At 57.5% G+C, this 13,624-nt stretch carries 17 protein-coding genes; 15 read left to right on the forward strand and 2 right to left on the reverse strand.

The window, feature by feature from the left end; all coding sequences use genetic code 11:
* Window positions 1–39: 39 nt before the first annotated feature.
* The 12 genes from ACFO6X_RS09470 to ACFO6X_RS09525 all read left to right on the forward strand — a co-directional run bounded on the left by ACFO6X_RS09470 (window position 40) and on the right by ACFO6X_RS09525 (window position 8,948).
* Window positions 40–756, forward strand: a complete 717-nt coding sequence (locus tag ACFO6X_RS09470) for a ComF family protein (RefSeq protein ID WP_382432361.1) — start codon at window positions 40–42, stop codon at window positions 754–756.
* Between the two features lie 32 nt (window positions 757–788).
* Entirely contained in the window at window positions 789–1,283 is a 495-nt protein-coding gene (gene trmL / locus ACFO6X_RS09475) for a tRNA (uridine(34)/cytosine(34)/5-carboxymethylaminomethyluridine(34)-2'-O)-methyltransferase TrmL (RefSeq protein ID WP_382432363.1), read from the forward strand.
* The gene (locus tag ACFO6X_RS09480; RefSeq protein ID WP_382432365.1) at window positions 1,270–1,908 is read left to right on the forward strand and encodes a trimeric intracellular cation channel family protein; all 639 of its coding nucleotides are present in this window, start codon (window positions 1,270–1,272) and stop codon (window positions 1,906–1,908) included. The genes trmL and ACFO6X_RS09480 overlap by 14 nt, the downstream gene beginning before the upstream one ends.
* 27 nt (window positions 1,909–1,935) lie before the next feature.
* Window positions 1,936–2,370: a DUF1841 family protein gene (locus ACFO6X_RS09485; protein ID WP_382432367.1), complete on the forward strand. Its 435-nt coding sequence runs from the start codon at window positions 1,936–1,938 to the stop codon at window positions 2,368–2,370.
* 63 nt (window positions 2,371–2,433) lie between these two features.
* The gene (locus ACFO6X_RS09490) at window positions 2,434–3,354 is read left to right on the forward strand and encodes an ABC transporter ATP-binding protein (protein ID WP_382432369.1); all 921 of its coding nucleotides are present in this window, start codon (window positions 2,434–2,436) and stop codon (window positions 3,352–3,354) included.
* Window positions 3,351–4,106, forward strand: coding sequence for an ABC transporter permease (locus ACFO6X_RS09495; RefSeq protein ID WP_382432371.1), 756 nt, complete (start codon window positions 3,351–3,353; stop codon window positions 4,104–4,106). The genes ACFO6X_RS09490 and ACFO6X_RS09495 overlap by 4 nt, the downstream gene beginning before the upstream one ends.
* A gap of 9 nt (window positions 4,107–4,115) precedes the next feature.
* Complete coding sequence (locus tag ACFO6X_RS09500; RefSeq protein ID WP_382432373.1) at window positions 4,116–4,367, forward strand: BolA family protein; 252 nt, start codon at window positions 4,116–4,118, stop codon at window positions 4,365–4,367.
* Window positions 4,368–4,377: 10 nt separating this feature from the next.
* On the forward strand, window positions 4,378–5,658 hold the full coding sequence (gene murA / locus ACFO6X_RS09505) for a UDP-N-acetylglucosamine 1-carboxyvinyltransferase (RefSeq protein ID WP_382432375.1): 1,281 nt from the start codon (window positions 4,378–4,380) through the stop codon (window positions 5,656–5,658).
* Window positions 5,659–5,661: 3 nt separating this feature from the next.
* Window positions 5,662–6,327 carry an ATP phosphoribosyltransferase gene (gene hisG / locus ACFO6X_RS09510; RefSeq protein WP_382432377.1) on the forward strand — a complete coding sequence of 222 codons (666 nt, stop codon included), beginning with the start codon at window positions 5,662–5,664 and terminating at the stop codon, window positions 6,325–6,327.
* Window positions 6,328–6,389: 62 nt separating this feature from the next.
* Complete coding sequence (locus ACFO6X_RS09515) at window positions 6,390–6,599, forward strand: diguanylate cyclase domain-containing protein (RefSeq protein ID WP_382432379.1); 210 nt, start codon at window positions 6,390–6,392, stop codon at window positions 6,597–6,599.
* Between the two features lie 26 nt (window positions 6,600–6,625).
* The gene (gene hisD / locus ACFO6X_RS09520) at window positions 6,626–7,963 is read left to right on the forward strand and encodes a histidinol dehydrogenase (protein WP_382432381.1); all 1,338 of its coding nucleotides are present in this window, start codon (window positions 6,626–6,628) and stop codon (window positions 7,961–7,963) included.
* A gap of 4 nt (window positions 7,964–7,967) precedes the next feature.
* A complete protein-coding gene (locus tag ACFO6X_RS09525) occupies window positions 7,968–8,948 on the forward strand; it encodes a nuclease-related domain-containing protein (RefSeq protein ID WP_382432383.1) in 981 nt (326 codons plus the stop codon).
* A 100-nt stretch (window positions 8,949–9,048) separates the two neighbouring features.
* Here the strand turns inward: ACFO6X_RS09525 and hisC are convergent, their stop codons facing one another.
* The gene (gene hisC / locus ACFO6X_RS09530) at window positions 9,049–10,122 is read right to left on the reverse strand and encodes a histidinol-phosphate transaminase (RefSeq protein ID WP_382432385.1); all 1,074 of its coding nucleotides are present in this window, start codon (window positions 10,120–10,122) and stop codon (window positions 9,049–9,051) included.
* A gap of 119 nt (window positions 10,123–10,241) precedes the next feature.
* Between hisC and hisB the strand changes: the two genes are divergently transcribed.
* From hisB to hisA, 3 genes are all read left to right on the forward strand, one after another.
* Complete coding sequence (hisB, locus tag ACFO6X_RS09535; protein ID WP_382432387.1) at window positions 10,242–10,829, forward strand: imidazoleglycerol-phosphate dehydratase HisB; 588 nt, start codon at window positions 10,242–10,244, stop codon at window positions 10,827–10,829.
* Window positions 10,830–10,881: 52 nt separating this feature from the next.
* Window positions 10,882–11,550: an imidazole glycerol phosphate synthase subunit HisH gene (hisH, locus tag ACFO6X_RS09540; RefSeq protein WP_382432389.1), complete on the forward strand. Its 669-nt coding sequence runs from the start codon at window positions 10,882–10,884 to the stop codon at window positions 11,548–11,550.
* A 92-nt stretch (window positions 11,551–11,642) separates the two neighbouring features.
* Window positions 11,643–12,386, forward strand: a complete 744-nt coding sequence (hisA, locus tag ACFO6X_RS09545) for a 1-(5-phosphoribosyl)-5-[(5-phosphoribosylamino)methylideneamino]imidazole-4-carboxamide isomerase (protein WP_382432391.1) — start codon at window positions 11,643–11,645, stop codon at window positions 12,384–12,386.
* A 56-nt stretch (window positions 12,387–12,442) separates the two neighbouring features.
* Here the strand turns inward: hisA and ACFO6X_RS09550 are convergent, their stop codons facing one another.
* Complete coding sequence (locus tag ACFO6X_RS09550; protein WP_382432393.1) at window positions 12,443–13,603, reverse strand: spherulation-specific family 4 protein; 1,161 nt, start codon at window positions 13,601–13,603, stop codon at window positions 12,443–12,445.
* Between the last annotated feature and the right edge of the window lie 21 nt (window positions 13,604–13,624).

Consider the following 13,624-nt stretch of genomic DNA (forward strand, 5'->3'; position numbering starts at 1 on the left):
AAAACAGAAAAAAGCAGCGCGTATATATTGGACACCATCATGACCAACCCATTGTTCGCCAAGGTTTCCACTGCATGGCATCGTTTGTTGGCAGGTGTTCCTAGCCAGTGTGAGGTGTGCCGTGCTTGGCCTGCGCAGCGTATCTGTGAGGACTGTGTAGCACGGTTTGCCAGACCTCGTTTGCGCTGCCGTACCTGTGCGCTGCCTGTGCCTGTTGGCGTAGTGCAATGCAGCCATTGTCTGCGTCAGCCCCCGCCGCTGGATGCCTGTGTGGCTGCAGTGGATTACGGCTTTCCGTGGGAGCATATTTTGGGTGCCTATAAATTTCATGGCGACCCAGGCTGGGCAGGCACTTTGGGGCAGTTGTTGCGCAGCACTCCGTGGGCAGAGCCTGTGCTCGAGGCCGCCGATCTGGTGCTGCCTTTGCCGCTGTCTCCGCAACGTTTGCGCCATCGGGGTTTTCATCAAACCTTGCTGTTGGCACAGGTGTTGGCTGCAGACAAGGTAGATGCCAAATTGTTGCTGCGTGTGCGCAATACGCCTGCGCAAAGTGGCTTAGGGCGGGCCCAACGGCTCGAAAATTTACAAGGCGCCTTTGCGCTGGCACCGGGCCGCTTGTCGGATGTGCGGGGGCGGCGTGTCGTCTTGTTGGACGACGTGATGACCACTGGCACCACGCTGCACACGGCGGCCACGGTGCTGCGCGAGGCTGGTGCAGAACATATCGCCGCTTTGGTTGTGGCACGGGCTGCCTGACGTCTTTGCCACACTGGCGGACAATACGGGCCATGTTCCATATCGTTTTGGTTGAACCTGAAATCCCGCCCAACACGGGTAATATCATCCGTCTTGCAGCCAACACAGGTTGTGCCTTGCATCTGATTGAGCCGTTGGGCTTTTCGATGGAAGACCGCCTGATGCGCCGCGCAGGGCTGGATTACCATGAATATGCCCAAGTGCTGCGCCATGCGGATTGGGCCGCCTTTGTGCAACAGACACAGCCTGATCCAGCCCGCATGTTTGCACTCACTACCCACGGCACGCAGCAGGTGCATGACGTGGCTTTTGCCCCTGGTGATTGGCTGGTGTTTGGCTCTGAAACCCGTGGTTTGGCCCCAGACTTGCGCGAGACTTTTGCACCTGCCCAGCGTTTACGTCTGCCGATGGTGCCGGGTCAGCGCAGCCTTAACCTGTCCAATGCGGTGGCCGTGACGGTGTTTGAGGCGTGGCGTCAGCATAGTTTTGCCCCTGTGGGCCTGAAAGCAAGCAATGGGCTGGTTTGAGACCCCTTTTGAGCTGTTGCGTTACCTGCTAGAGGTCGCCGCCACTATCGCTTTTGCCTTGTCCGGCGTCATCATGGCGGCGCGCAAGCGGCTCGATATCGTGGGCGTCTGTGTGGTCGCTTTTGTGGCAGCGTTTGGTGGTGGCACGCTGCGCGATTTATTGCTGGATCAGCGGCCCTTTTTCTGGGTGCGCCATGTGGGCTTTGTCTGGGGTATTTTGGCCCTGTGTGTGGCTGCCATGCTGTTTATGCGCCAACGCCACTTTCAGCCCACGGAGCGGGCCATGCTGTTGCCCGATGCTATCGGGCTGGGTCTGTTTGCTGCGGTAGGGGTGGATGTGGCCTGTGCCACGGATATGCCCGCGCTAGTGGCCGTGATGATGGGCGTGATTACGGGGGTGTTTGGTGGTGTGTTGCGCGACGTGTTGTGCAATGAAATCCCCCAAGCTTTCAACGACCACCGGCCCTATGCCCTGTGTGCTTTTATAGGTGGCTGGGCCGATATTGGCTTGCGTCAGTTGGATGCGCCAGCTTGGTTGACTCTGCTGGCCTGTGTGGTGGTCACTGCGGGTCTGCGTGGGGTGGCACTGTGGCGCAATTGGCAACTTCCGGTCTGGCGGGTTTGAGCTGCAACGCGTGCTACGCTTGCGGCCATGTTCAATCCCTCCCAAGCCGATGTGCGGCGGTTTTTCTGCGCTGCACATGCCAAAGCCCAAACCGGTGCCCCCATGGAAGCCATAGAAACCTTGGCCAGTCTGTGGATTGCTGAGCACCCCGAGTACCACACTGACTTGGCAAATGTGGATGCTGCGGTAGCCCGCAACTACGATAAAACCCCCGAGCAGACCAACCCGTTCTTGCATCTCTCGATGCACTTGTCCATCAGTGAGCAGTGCAGCATTGACCAGCCTCGAGGCATTCGTCAGGCGGTAGAGCTGTTGGCCAAACGGCTGGACTCGTTGCACGATGCCCACCATGCCGCTATGGAATGCCTAGGACAAATGCTGTGGGACAGCCAACGCTCAGGCCAACCGCCCGATGGTGATGCCTATGTGGCGGCGGTGCAGCGCCGCGCCACCCGCGACTGAGCAGGTGGCCCCAGCAGGGTAGCCTGCACGCTGATCAGGCTGGCCGTAAAATCGCCCGCTCCCATGCCTGCTATCTCCTTCCAATCGGTCTCTAAGACCTACACCACGGCCCAAGGGCCGTTCCATGCGCTCAACAACGTCAGTCTGGACATCCAAGAAGGCGAGTTTTTCGGCCTGCTTGGCCCCAACGGCGCCGGTAAAACCACCATGATCAGCATTTTGGCTGGTTTGGCCCGTGCCAGTAGTGGCCGGGTGTTGGTGCAAGGCAGCGATGTGCAAACCGACTACGCCGCAGCCCGGCGCAAGTTGGGCATCGTGCCACAAGAGCTGGTGTTCGACCCCTTTTTTAATGTGCGTGAGGCACTGCGCTTTCAGTCCGGTTATTTCGGCGTAACCCACAACGACGACTGGATTGACGAACTGTTAGAAAGCTTGGGCTTGACAGAAAAAGCCAATGCCAACATGCGCCAGCTCTCAGGCGGCATGAAGCGGCGTGTGCTGGTGGCCCAAGCCCTAGTCCACAAGCCGCCCATCATCGTGCTGGATGAACCCACCGCCGGGGTGGACGTGGAGTTGCGCCAAACCCTATGGCACTTTATTGCTCGCTTGAACAAAGAGGGCAACACCGTACTCCTGACCACGCACTATTTGGACGAGGCCGAAGCCCTGTGTGGCCGTATCGCCATGCTCAAGCGTGGGCAGGTGGTGGCGCTGGACGACACCTCCAAACTGCTGCAAGCGGTATCGGGTAATGTGCTGGTGTTCAAAACCGATGATGTGCTGCCACCCGCCTTGGCGGCCCAAGCACGCATCACGGGACGTGTGGTGCAGATGGTCGCCCACGATGCGGGGGATATTGAACGCCACTTGTCTGCCCTGCGCGAGGCCCAGGTGCAGGTGCAAGATGTAGAAATTCGCCGTGCCGATTTAGAGGATGTGTTCCTCAGCGTCATGGCCGCCCACACCCCCGGAGGTGCCGCATGACCGGCTGGCAAATGCTGTTTTACAAAGAGGTGCTGCGTTTCTGGAAAGTCAGTTTCCAGACGGTGGCAGCCCCGGTGCTCACTGCCGCCCTATACCTGCTGATTTTTGGTCATGTGATGCAAGACCATGTTAAGGTGTACGACCGAATTGACTACGCCAGCTTTTTGGTGCCGGGTTTGGTGATGATGAGTGTGCTGCAAAACGCCTTTGCCAACAGCTCGTCGAGCTTGGTGCAAAGCAAAATCATGGGCAACGTGGTGTTTTTGTTGCTCACCCCGTTGTCGCATTGGGCATGGTTTGTGGCTTATGTGGGGTCGTCCGTGGTGCGTGGCTTGGTGGTGGGCGTGGGCGTGTTTTTGGTCACGCTGGGTTTTGCCACACCAGAGTTTGCGGCACCGTTGTGGATTGCTGTGTTTGCCGTGTTGGGGGCAGCGTTGTTGGGCACCTTGGGCCTGATTGCCGGGCTGTGGGCCGACAAATTTGACCAGATGGCCGCCTTCCAGAACTTTGTCATCATGCCCATGACTTTTTTGTCGGGTGTGTTTTATTCCATTCACTCGCTGCCACCGTTTTGGCAGCAGGTGAGCCACCTCAACCCGTTTTTCTACATGATTGATGGTTTTCGCTATGGCTTCTTTGGTCAGAGCGATGCCTCGCCCTGGCTGAGTTTGGGCATTGTCGGCGTGGCCTGGTTGGCCGTGAGTGCGCTGGCCCTGCACCTGCTGCGCACAGGATACAAAATTCGCAACTGAGATTTTTCAATGACTGCCGATCAACTCCAGCAACTGATTAGCGCGGGCCTGTCCTGCCAGCACCTGAGCGTCGAGGGCGATGGCCGCCACTGGTACGCCACCATTGTTTCGCCCGAATTTGAGGGCAAGCGGGCCATTGCCCGCCACCAGCGCGTGTATGCCACGCTGGGCAGCAAGCTGCAAACGGACGAGGTACATGCCTTGTCCATGAAAACCTACACCCCTGCCGAGTGGGCTGCCCAATCGGAATCGGGCACCTGAGATTTTGACCATGCACAAACTCCTGATTCGCGGTGGTCGCCCCTTAGAGGGCGAAGTGGTGGTCTCTGGCGCTAAAAATGCCGCCCTGCCTGAGCTGTGTGCTGCTTTGCTCACCGCAGAGCCGGTACAACTCAATAACGTGCCGCATCTGCAAGATGTAGCCACCATGCTCAAGCTGATTCGCAACATGGGCGTGACGGCCCAGCGCGATCACCACGGTGGCGTACACATTGATGCTGGTGCGCTGTCCAACCCCGAGGCTCCTTACGAATTGGTCAAAACCATGCGCGCCTCGGTGCTGGCGCTGGGGCCATTGCTGGCGCGTTTTGGCCGGGCTACCGTGTCTTTGCCCGGTGGTTGCGCCATTGGCTCGCGCCCCGTCGATCAGCATATCAAGGGCTTGCAGGCGATGGGGGCTGAGATTGTGGTCGAGCATGGCTACATGATTGCCCGCTTGCCCGAAGGCCGCACCCGCCTCAAGGGCGCACGCATCACCACCGATATGGTGACCGTCACTGGCACCGAAAACTTCCTCATGGCCGCCACGCTGGCCGAGGGCGAGACGGTGCTGGAAAACGCAGCCCAAGAGCCTGAAATTGTCGATTTGGCTGAGATGCTGATCGCCATGGGAGCCCAAATTGAAGGCCACGGCAGCAGCCGCATTCGCATCCAAGGGGTAGAGCATTTGCATGGCTGCACCCACCAGGTGGTGGCCGACCGCATTGAGGCTGGTACCTTTTTGTGCGCCGTGGCCGCCGCTGGTGGCGATGTGGTGTTGCGCCATGCCCGCCCCGATCATTTGGATGCTGTCACCGACAAATTGCGCGATGCTGGGGTGGATGTACAGGCCGCGCCGGGGGGCATCCGCGTGCGCAGCCCAGGTGCTGCCCACCTGAAGGCGCAGGGCTTTCGCACCACCGAGTATCCGGGCTTTCCCACCGATATGCAGGCGCAGTTTATGGCGCTCAATTGTGTGGCCCAAGGCACGGCCACCGTTACCGAAACCATTTTTGAAAACCGCTTCATGCACGTCAATGAGCTGTTGCGGTTGGGGGCGCACATCCAAATTGATGGCCGTACCGCCGTCATTGAGGGGCTGGGCCACAGTGGTCAGCGTTTGTCTGGGGCTACGGTGATGGCGACCGATCTGCGGGCATCGGCCAGCTTGGTGATTGCCGCCCTGGTGGCTGAAGGCGAAACCTTGGTAGACCGCATCTACCACCTTGACCGTGGCTACGACTGCATGGAAGCCAAACTGCGCGGCTTGGGTGCCGACATAGAAAGAATTTGACCGATGATTACCCTTGCCCTGTCCAAAGGCCGCATTTTTGATGAAACCCTGCCTTTGTTGGCCGCCGCTGGCATCGAGGTGCTTGAAGATCCAGAAAAATCGCGCAAGCTGATTTTGCCCACCAACCAGCCCGATGTGCGCGTCGTCATGGTGCGCGCCAGCGATGTGCCCACCTATGTGCAGTATGGTGGTGCCGATATGGGCGTATGTGGCAAAGATACCCTGATAGAACACAGCGCCGAATGGGGCGGTGCCGGGCGCTCGGGCCTGTACCAGCCGCTGGACTTGCGCATTGCCCAATGCCGTGTCAGCGTGGCGGTGCGTGCGGGTTTTGACTATGCCCAAGCCGTCAAAAAAGGCTCACGCCTGAAGGTAGCCACCAAATACACCGCCATTGCCCGCGAGTTTTTCGCTAGCAAGGGTGTGCATGTGGATTTGATCAAGCTCTATGGCAGCATGGAGCTGGCCCCGCTCACGGGCATGGCCGATGCTATCGTCGATTTGGTCTCTACCGGCAACACCCTCAAGGCCAACCATTTGGTCGAGGTTGAGCGCATCATGGACATCAGCTCGCATTTGGTGGTTAACCAAGCGGCCCTCAAACTCAAAATGGCGCCACTGCGGCGCATTATTGACATTTTTGCTGCGGCCATTCCAGCAAAAGACTGAGTTACAAAAAAGGCACAACCTTACAATAATTTTCTCCCCATTGAGAAATTTTATGGAAGGCCGTGCCATGCCTAACAAGCAACAACTGCTCGACATCATTGGTATCCAGTCAACTACTGCGAGCCAGCATTGGTGCTGCTTATTTTCCAGACGATGGCAAGGACTTGGAGACTCTGATGGAAATCGCTGATCAGCGGATGTATGCTGTGAAGAAAGAACACCATCAGCGGCAAAAGCCCGTGGTGCCTCGCCAAGATACTTGCACCGCCTAAAACGGCCCTGACAGGAAGATTGCCCCATGAAAGCCACACCCGCCCGCCTGCATACCAGCAGCGATTCGTTTGATGCTGATTTTGCCGCTCGCCTGCATTGGTCTGCCGATACCGATGCCGCTATTGAGCAGCGGGTGGCCGACATCTTGGCCGATGTGCGTCAAGGGGGTGATGCGGCAGTGCTCGAATACACGCAGCGTTTTGACAGCGTGTCTGCCACCAGCATGGCCGAGTTGGAACTGTGCCAAGCAGAACTCAAGGCCGCTTTTGACGCTTTGCCCGAGGCGCAACGCCAAGCCCTGCAGCAGGCTGCTGTCCGTGTGCGTCGCTATCACGAGGCACAAAAAAAAGCCAGTGGTGAAAGCTGGAGCTACCGTGACGAAGACGGAACCCTGTTGGGCCAAAAAGTGACGCCGCTAGACCGCGTGGGCATTTATGTGCCCGGCGGTAAAGCCTCCTACCCTTCCAGTGTGCTGATGAATGCCATTCCAGCCCATGTGGCAGGCGTGGCTGAGATCATCATGGTCGTGCCTACCCCCCGTGGCGAAAAAAATCCGCTGGTGTTGGCAGCCGCCTATGTGGCGGGCGTCACGCGGGCTTTTACGATTGGAGGTGCTCAGGCAGTGGCGGCCTTGGCCTATGGCACCGAGACTGTGCCTAAGGTGGACAAAATCACTGGCCCTGGCAATGCTTATGTGGCCAGTGCCAAAAAGCACGTCTTTGGCACCGTAGGCATTGACATGATTGCTGGCCCCAGCGAAATCTTGGTGTTGGCTGATGGCACCACCCCGCCCGATTGGGTGGCGATGGACTTGTTTAGCCAAGCCGAGCACGACGAGCTGGCCCAATCCATTTTGCTAAGCCCCGATGCCGCCTATTTGGATGCTGTGCAAGAAGCGATTGATCGCCTGCTGCCCACCATGCCACGGGCTGAGATCATCGCCAAGAGCCTGAATGGCCGTGGTGCGCTCATCCACACACGCAGTATGGAAGAAGCCTGTGCCATCAGTAACCAAATTGCGCCAGAGCATTTAGAAGTCTCTAGCCGCGAGCCGCACCGTTGGGAGCCATTGCTCAAACACGCTGGGGCGATTTTTCTGGGTGCCTACACCAGCGAGAGCCTAGGCGACTATTGTGCTGGCCCCAACCATGTGTTGCCCACTTCGGGCACGGCACGGTTCAGCTCGCCCTTGGGCGTGTATGACTTTCAAAAGCGTAGCAGTCTGATTGAAGTCAGCGAGCAAGGGGCGCAAACCTTGGGCCAGATTGCCTCGGTGATGGCGCATGGTGAAGGTTTGCAGGCCCATGCCCGTGCCGCCGAGTTGCGGCTCATCGGCAACTGCGAGCAGTACACAAAAGACTAAGCGTATGCTCATCAAGTCGGCAGATGACAAAAGTCGGCGTATTGCCTTATTGGAGTCTTTACTGCAAGCCCCACAGTTGAGCAGTGAGCAAAAAACCTGGTTGCAGCACGAGGTCAAAAATGTGCGTTATGGTGTGCAAGGTGAGCGTGATGCAGCACACTACATTGACAACCATTTTGCAGATGCCCCCAACCACGCCGTGATTCATGATTTGCGTGTGGTGCATGAGGGCGAGGTGGCACAAATCGACCATCTGGTCATTTCTCGTGGCTTTGTCTTTTATTTGCTAGAAACCAAAAATTTCAGTGGCAATTTACAGATCAACGAGTTTGGTGAATTCACAGTGAATTATGGGCCAGATAGGGCGTTTGGCATCCCATCACCACTGGAGCAAAGTCGTCGCCACGAAAACGTATTGACCAAGGTGTTAGAGCAGTTGGGCATTACTGGGCGTGTGCAGAGAAAACCAGACTTTCGGCACGTAGTGCTAATTCATCCCAAGTGCACCATCCAGCGTCCAGATGCCAAAAAATATGACACCAGTAGTGTCATCAAAGCGGATCAGTTTGCTAGTTGGCATAAAGAGCACGTCGAGAAAGATACTTCTACTTTCCAAGTGCTAGGCTCAATATTTAACCTGCGCAGCGCCGATACGGTGCGTCAATGGGCAGAAAAATTAGCCAGCCTGCACTCTCCGCCCGATTTACTGGCCTTGCCTGAATTTCTGCAATCCCGTGCTGCGGCCCCTATCACACCTCCCGCTGTCGCTCGTGTGTCGACCCCAGCACATCATCCAGCTGCACCAGTTGCACCAACCCCGACTCTTGTAAGCGGTAGTGATGATGGCACTGCCCTGAAAAAGCGCTGTATCTGTGCAACCTGTGCTGCAAAGATCAGTTATGCAGAAGCCAAATTTTGCTGGAACAATCCCCGGCGTTTTGGCGGTCTTCAGTACTGTAGAGAACATCAGGGTGCATTTGTTTAATGGATAAGGAAGCGCGTTGTCATCCACCCCGAGGTCTACGCCATGAAAAAAGCCGCACCAAGCTGCAGCTTTTTTCTGGATGGGGTGGCTGTGGTTGGCTTTAGCCTGCCAATATCTCGCCCAAGGCTTGAACCAACAGAGCACATTGTGCGTCAGTGCCCACAGTGATGCGCAAAAATTGATCGATGCGGGGCTGTTTGAAATGGCGCACGATGATGGCGCGCTGGCGCAGTGCGGCTGCCAGTGCGGCTGCATCTTGCTGTGGGTGGCGGGCAAAGATAAAGTTGGCTGCTGAAGGCAGCACTTCAAAGCCCAAGGCGGCCAAATCGGTCACCAATTGCTCGCGCGTGGCAATGACCTTGCGGCAGCTGTCCTGAAAGTAGTCTTCGTCTGCCACCGAGGCCACGGCACCGGCCAAGGCCAGCCGATCGAGTGGATAGGAGTTGAAGCTATTTTTGACCCGCTCCAGCCCTTCAATCAGCGCCGGGTGGCCCACGGCAAAACCTACCCGCAGCCCAGCCAAAGAGCGGCTCTTGGAGAAGGTATGCACCACCAGCACATTGGGGTATTGGTTGACCAGCGCGATAGCACTCTCGCCACCAAAATCAACATAGGCCTCATCGACCAAGACCACGGCAGCGGGGTTGCCCGCCACAATGCGTTCAATCTCGGCCAAGGCCAACAGCCGACCTGTGGGGGCATTGGGGTTGGGGAAAATGATGGCCCCAGCTTTCTCGTCACCTTGGGGTAGGTAGTCTTCAGCGCGAATAGCGTAATCTTCGGTCAGTGGAATGGCTTTGTGTGCCACACCATACAAGCCGCAATACACTGGGTAAAAACTGTAAGTAATATCCGGAAACCACAACGGGCGTTCTTGGTCTAGCAGGGCCATGAAGGCATGTGCCAGCACTTCGTCAGAGCCATTGCCGACAAAAATATGTGCTGGTTGCACTCCGTGGCGCTGGGCCAAGGCCGCTTTAAGGGCATCGGCATTGGGGTCGGGGTACAGGCGCAGGCTGTCATTGGTGGCGCTGCGAATGGCCTCTAAGGCGCGTGGCGAGGGGCCATAGGGATGCTCGTTGGTATTGAGTTTGACCAAATTGTCAATTTTGGGCTGTTCGCCCGGAACGTAAGGGGTCAGGCCGTGAACAACGGCACTCCAGAAACGGCTCATGCGGTGGCTTCCCAAGGATGGGCGGCAGCGTTGCAACAGACAGAGACAGGGGCTGCCGCTGAGGCGCTGGATGCTATCATGCCCAGCTTTCCACCACCCTTGAACGAGTGCCCCACGACATGCGTCAAGCCGACGTTACCCGCCATACGCTGGAAACCCAAATCACTGTGCGCCTCAATCTGGACGGCACAGGCCAATCGCAGCTGCACAGCGGCATTGGTTTTCTTGATCACATGCTCGAACAGATCGCCCGCCACGGCCTGATTGATCTTGACATCCAGTGTCAAGGCGATCTGCATATCGACGGCCACCATACCGTCGAAGATATTGGCATCACGCTGGGGCAGGCTTTTGCCCAAGCCGTGGGCGATAAAAAAGGCATCCGCCGCTACGGCCATGCCTATGTGCCACTGGACGAAGCCCTGAGCCGTGTGGTGGTCGATTTTTCCGGCCGCCCTGGCCTGCACATGGATGTGCAGTTCACCAGTGGATCTTTAGGCCAACTGGATACGCAATTGGTGTTTGAGTTTTTCCAAGGGTTTGTCAATCATGCAGGCGTCACGCTGCACATTGACAACCTCAAGGGCGTTAATGCCCACCACCAATGTGAAACCATCTTCAAGGCTTTTGCGCGGGCTTTGCGGGCTGCGCTAGAGCTGGACCCGCGCGCAGCAGGTACCATTCCCTCTACCAAGGGTTCCTTGTGATGATTGCAGACCAGATGCGCCGCCATGGTGGGTCTGCAATGCACTGACAGTTATGAATACAGAAGCAAAAATAGTCGCCGTGGTTGATTACGGCATGGGCAATCTGCGCTCGGTGTCTCAAGCAGTGCAAGCAGCAGCCCAAGACAGTGGTTGGACGGTACAGGTCACGTCCAACCCCGAGCAGGTGCGTGCCGCCCAGCGCGTGGTGCTGCCCGGTCAGGGGGCCATGCCCGACTGCATGCGCGAACTGGCCCAATCGGGCCTGCGCGATTCGGTGCTCGAGGCTGCTGCTAGCAAACCGCTGTTTGGCGTTTGTGTGGGTATGCAGATGTTGCTTGATCACAGTGCCGAAGGAGACACCCCTGGCTTGGCACTCATTCCGGGTGAAGTGGTGAAGTTTGACTTACAGGGTTGCAACCAAGCCGATGGCAGCCGCTATAAGGTGCCACAAATGGGCTGGAACCAAGTGCGCCAAGTTTGCCACGGTGGCACCGTGCACCCAGTTTGGGCAGGGGTGCCAGACAATAGCTATTTTTATTTTGTCCATAGCTTTTATGCCCGGCCACAGAACCCCGAGCATTGCGCTGGCGAAACTGATTACGGTGGCTGGTTTGCGGCAGCCATCGCGCGCGATAATATTTTTGCCACGCAGTTTCATCCTGAGAAAAGCGCCGATCAGGGTTTGCGGCTCTATCGCAACTTTCTGCACTGGAACCCCTAAGCCCGGCCGGTACCTCGTTCTAGGGTACCGCCGCATTTTTCCTTCCGTCTGGGTCATTGCTGTGATGGCCCCTTTTTCTTGTCAAACCCACCATGTTGCTCATCCCTGCCATCGACCTCAAAGACGGCCACTGCGTACGCCTGAAACAAGGCGATATGGATCAATCCACCACCTTCGGTGAAGACCCGGCTGCAATGGCCCGCCGTTGGGTCAATGCGGGCGCACGGCGCCTGCATTTGGTCGACTTGAACGGCGCCTTTGCGGGCAAGCCGCAAAATCTGGCAGCTATCAAGTCCATCCTGCGTGAGGTAGGCGATGACATTCCAGTGCAACTGGGCGGTGGTATTCGCGACCTCGACACCATTGAGCGTTGCATTGATGGCGGTTTGCGCTATGTCATTATCGGCACTGCCGCTGTGAAAAATCCTGGTTTTCTCAAAGATGCCTGCACCGCCTTTGGTGGTCACATCATCGTTGGTTTAGATGCCAAAGATGGCAAGGTAGCCACCGATGGCTGGAGCAAGTTGACGGGCCACAACGTCACCGATCTGGCTAAGAAGTTTGAGGATTGGGGTGTAGAGTCCATCATTTATACCGATATTGGTCGTGATGGCATGCTCTCGGGTATCAATGTCGAGGCCACCGTCAAGTTGGCCCAAGCGGTGACGATTCCAGTGATTGCCTCGGGTGGTTTGGGCAGTATGGCCGACATCGAGGCGCTGTGTGCCGTTGAAGACGAAGGCGTGCAAGGGGTAATTTGTGGCCGTGCCATTTACTCCGGCGACCTGAATTTCGAGGCCGCGCAGGCCCGCGCTGACGAACTCAGCCCCGCCTAAAGGCGCTACACCCAACGCTGTATCAGTGCTTGGGTGTTAGACAAAGCACACCACACTCAACAACTCGGCAGTGGTTGGCCCTGGTTCAGGGCTTGCACGCTGTCGAGCAGCTCTGTCCAGTAACTGGGCAGACTCGCCCAAGGGTTGCCGGTGTTGGTGGCATAGTCGTATGGCCGGTGGGTGACATACACCAGACCGCTGTTGGTCTGTGTGGACGCTGCAGTGCGCAAGGCCGTTTGCATGGCCGTGCAACTGCTGGCGGAATGCAGGAGCGTACCTTGCCGATTGTTGCTCAGTGTGTAGAGCCAGCCACCCTTTTTGCGTGGGTCGTAATGGGCGAAATCTGCTGCTGTGCCCTCAAACGTAATCAGGGCATCGCTCACGCCAGCCATGTCGGTGGCCGGTATGGTACCGGGGTTGCCAACCACGCGCAGGCTAGGATCTTTGGCCTTGATGTAATGGTAGACCTGTCGGTAAAAGTCCAGCGTGGAGCTTTGGCCGCTCATTTCATCCAGAAAAATACCGCTGATGAGGTCGCGTCCATACAGTTCTAGGTAACGGTCGATGTTGGTCTGCACATCAGACAATGAGCGCACACCCGTACCGTAACTGGTATGCACATAGCCCAGCAACTGCCCCCCCGCATGGACAAAATTGCCTGCGGCTTCCACATAGCGGCGATCAGCGGTACTGAAAATCCCATTGTTGGGGTTGAGAATGGCCGTGACCTTCAGGCCAGGGTGCGCTGCCACACTAGAGGCCAGCAGCGTCCAGCCTGAACCCGTAGAGGGGTAGAAGTAAGCGGGCACCAGTACTTCCAGGGGGGCGGGTGTATGGCGCAAATAAAAGGATTTTGTATTGCCTGTGCGCACACCCGCCACTTCGGCTTCGGCCCGCAGTGTGTGGGGGCCTGGCACCGTGCCCCATAAAGCACTATGGGCCTGCCCGTTGCGGGTGGAGGCCGTGGCCGGTGCGAATAAACCGGCAGAACTGCTGAAATGCACAGGGGTGTCATCGGGCGCAGTCAGCGTATTCACCGCCACGGTGGCCTCTACGCTCAGTGGTGTTTGCAGTTCGAACACGGGCGAATCACCGCTGGGGGCGGTGATCTCCACCACCACATTGGGGGCAATGTCTGAGCCCCCGCCGCAGGCGCTTGTTAGCAAGACCACGCAAAGCGCAGCGGTCGTGCGTTGCAGAGCAAAGAATCGCGGCATGGTCATGGTCTGTGGGCCCCA

It is taken from the genome of Giesbergeria sinuosa, assembly GCF_042652905.1.
Classification (GTDB): domain Bacteria; phylum Pseudomonadota; class Gammaproteobacteria; order Burkholderiales; family Burkholderiaceae_C; genus Simplicispira; species Simplicispira sinuosa.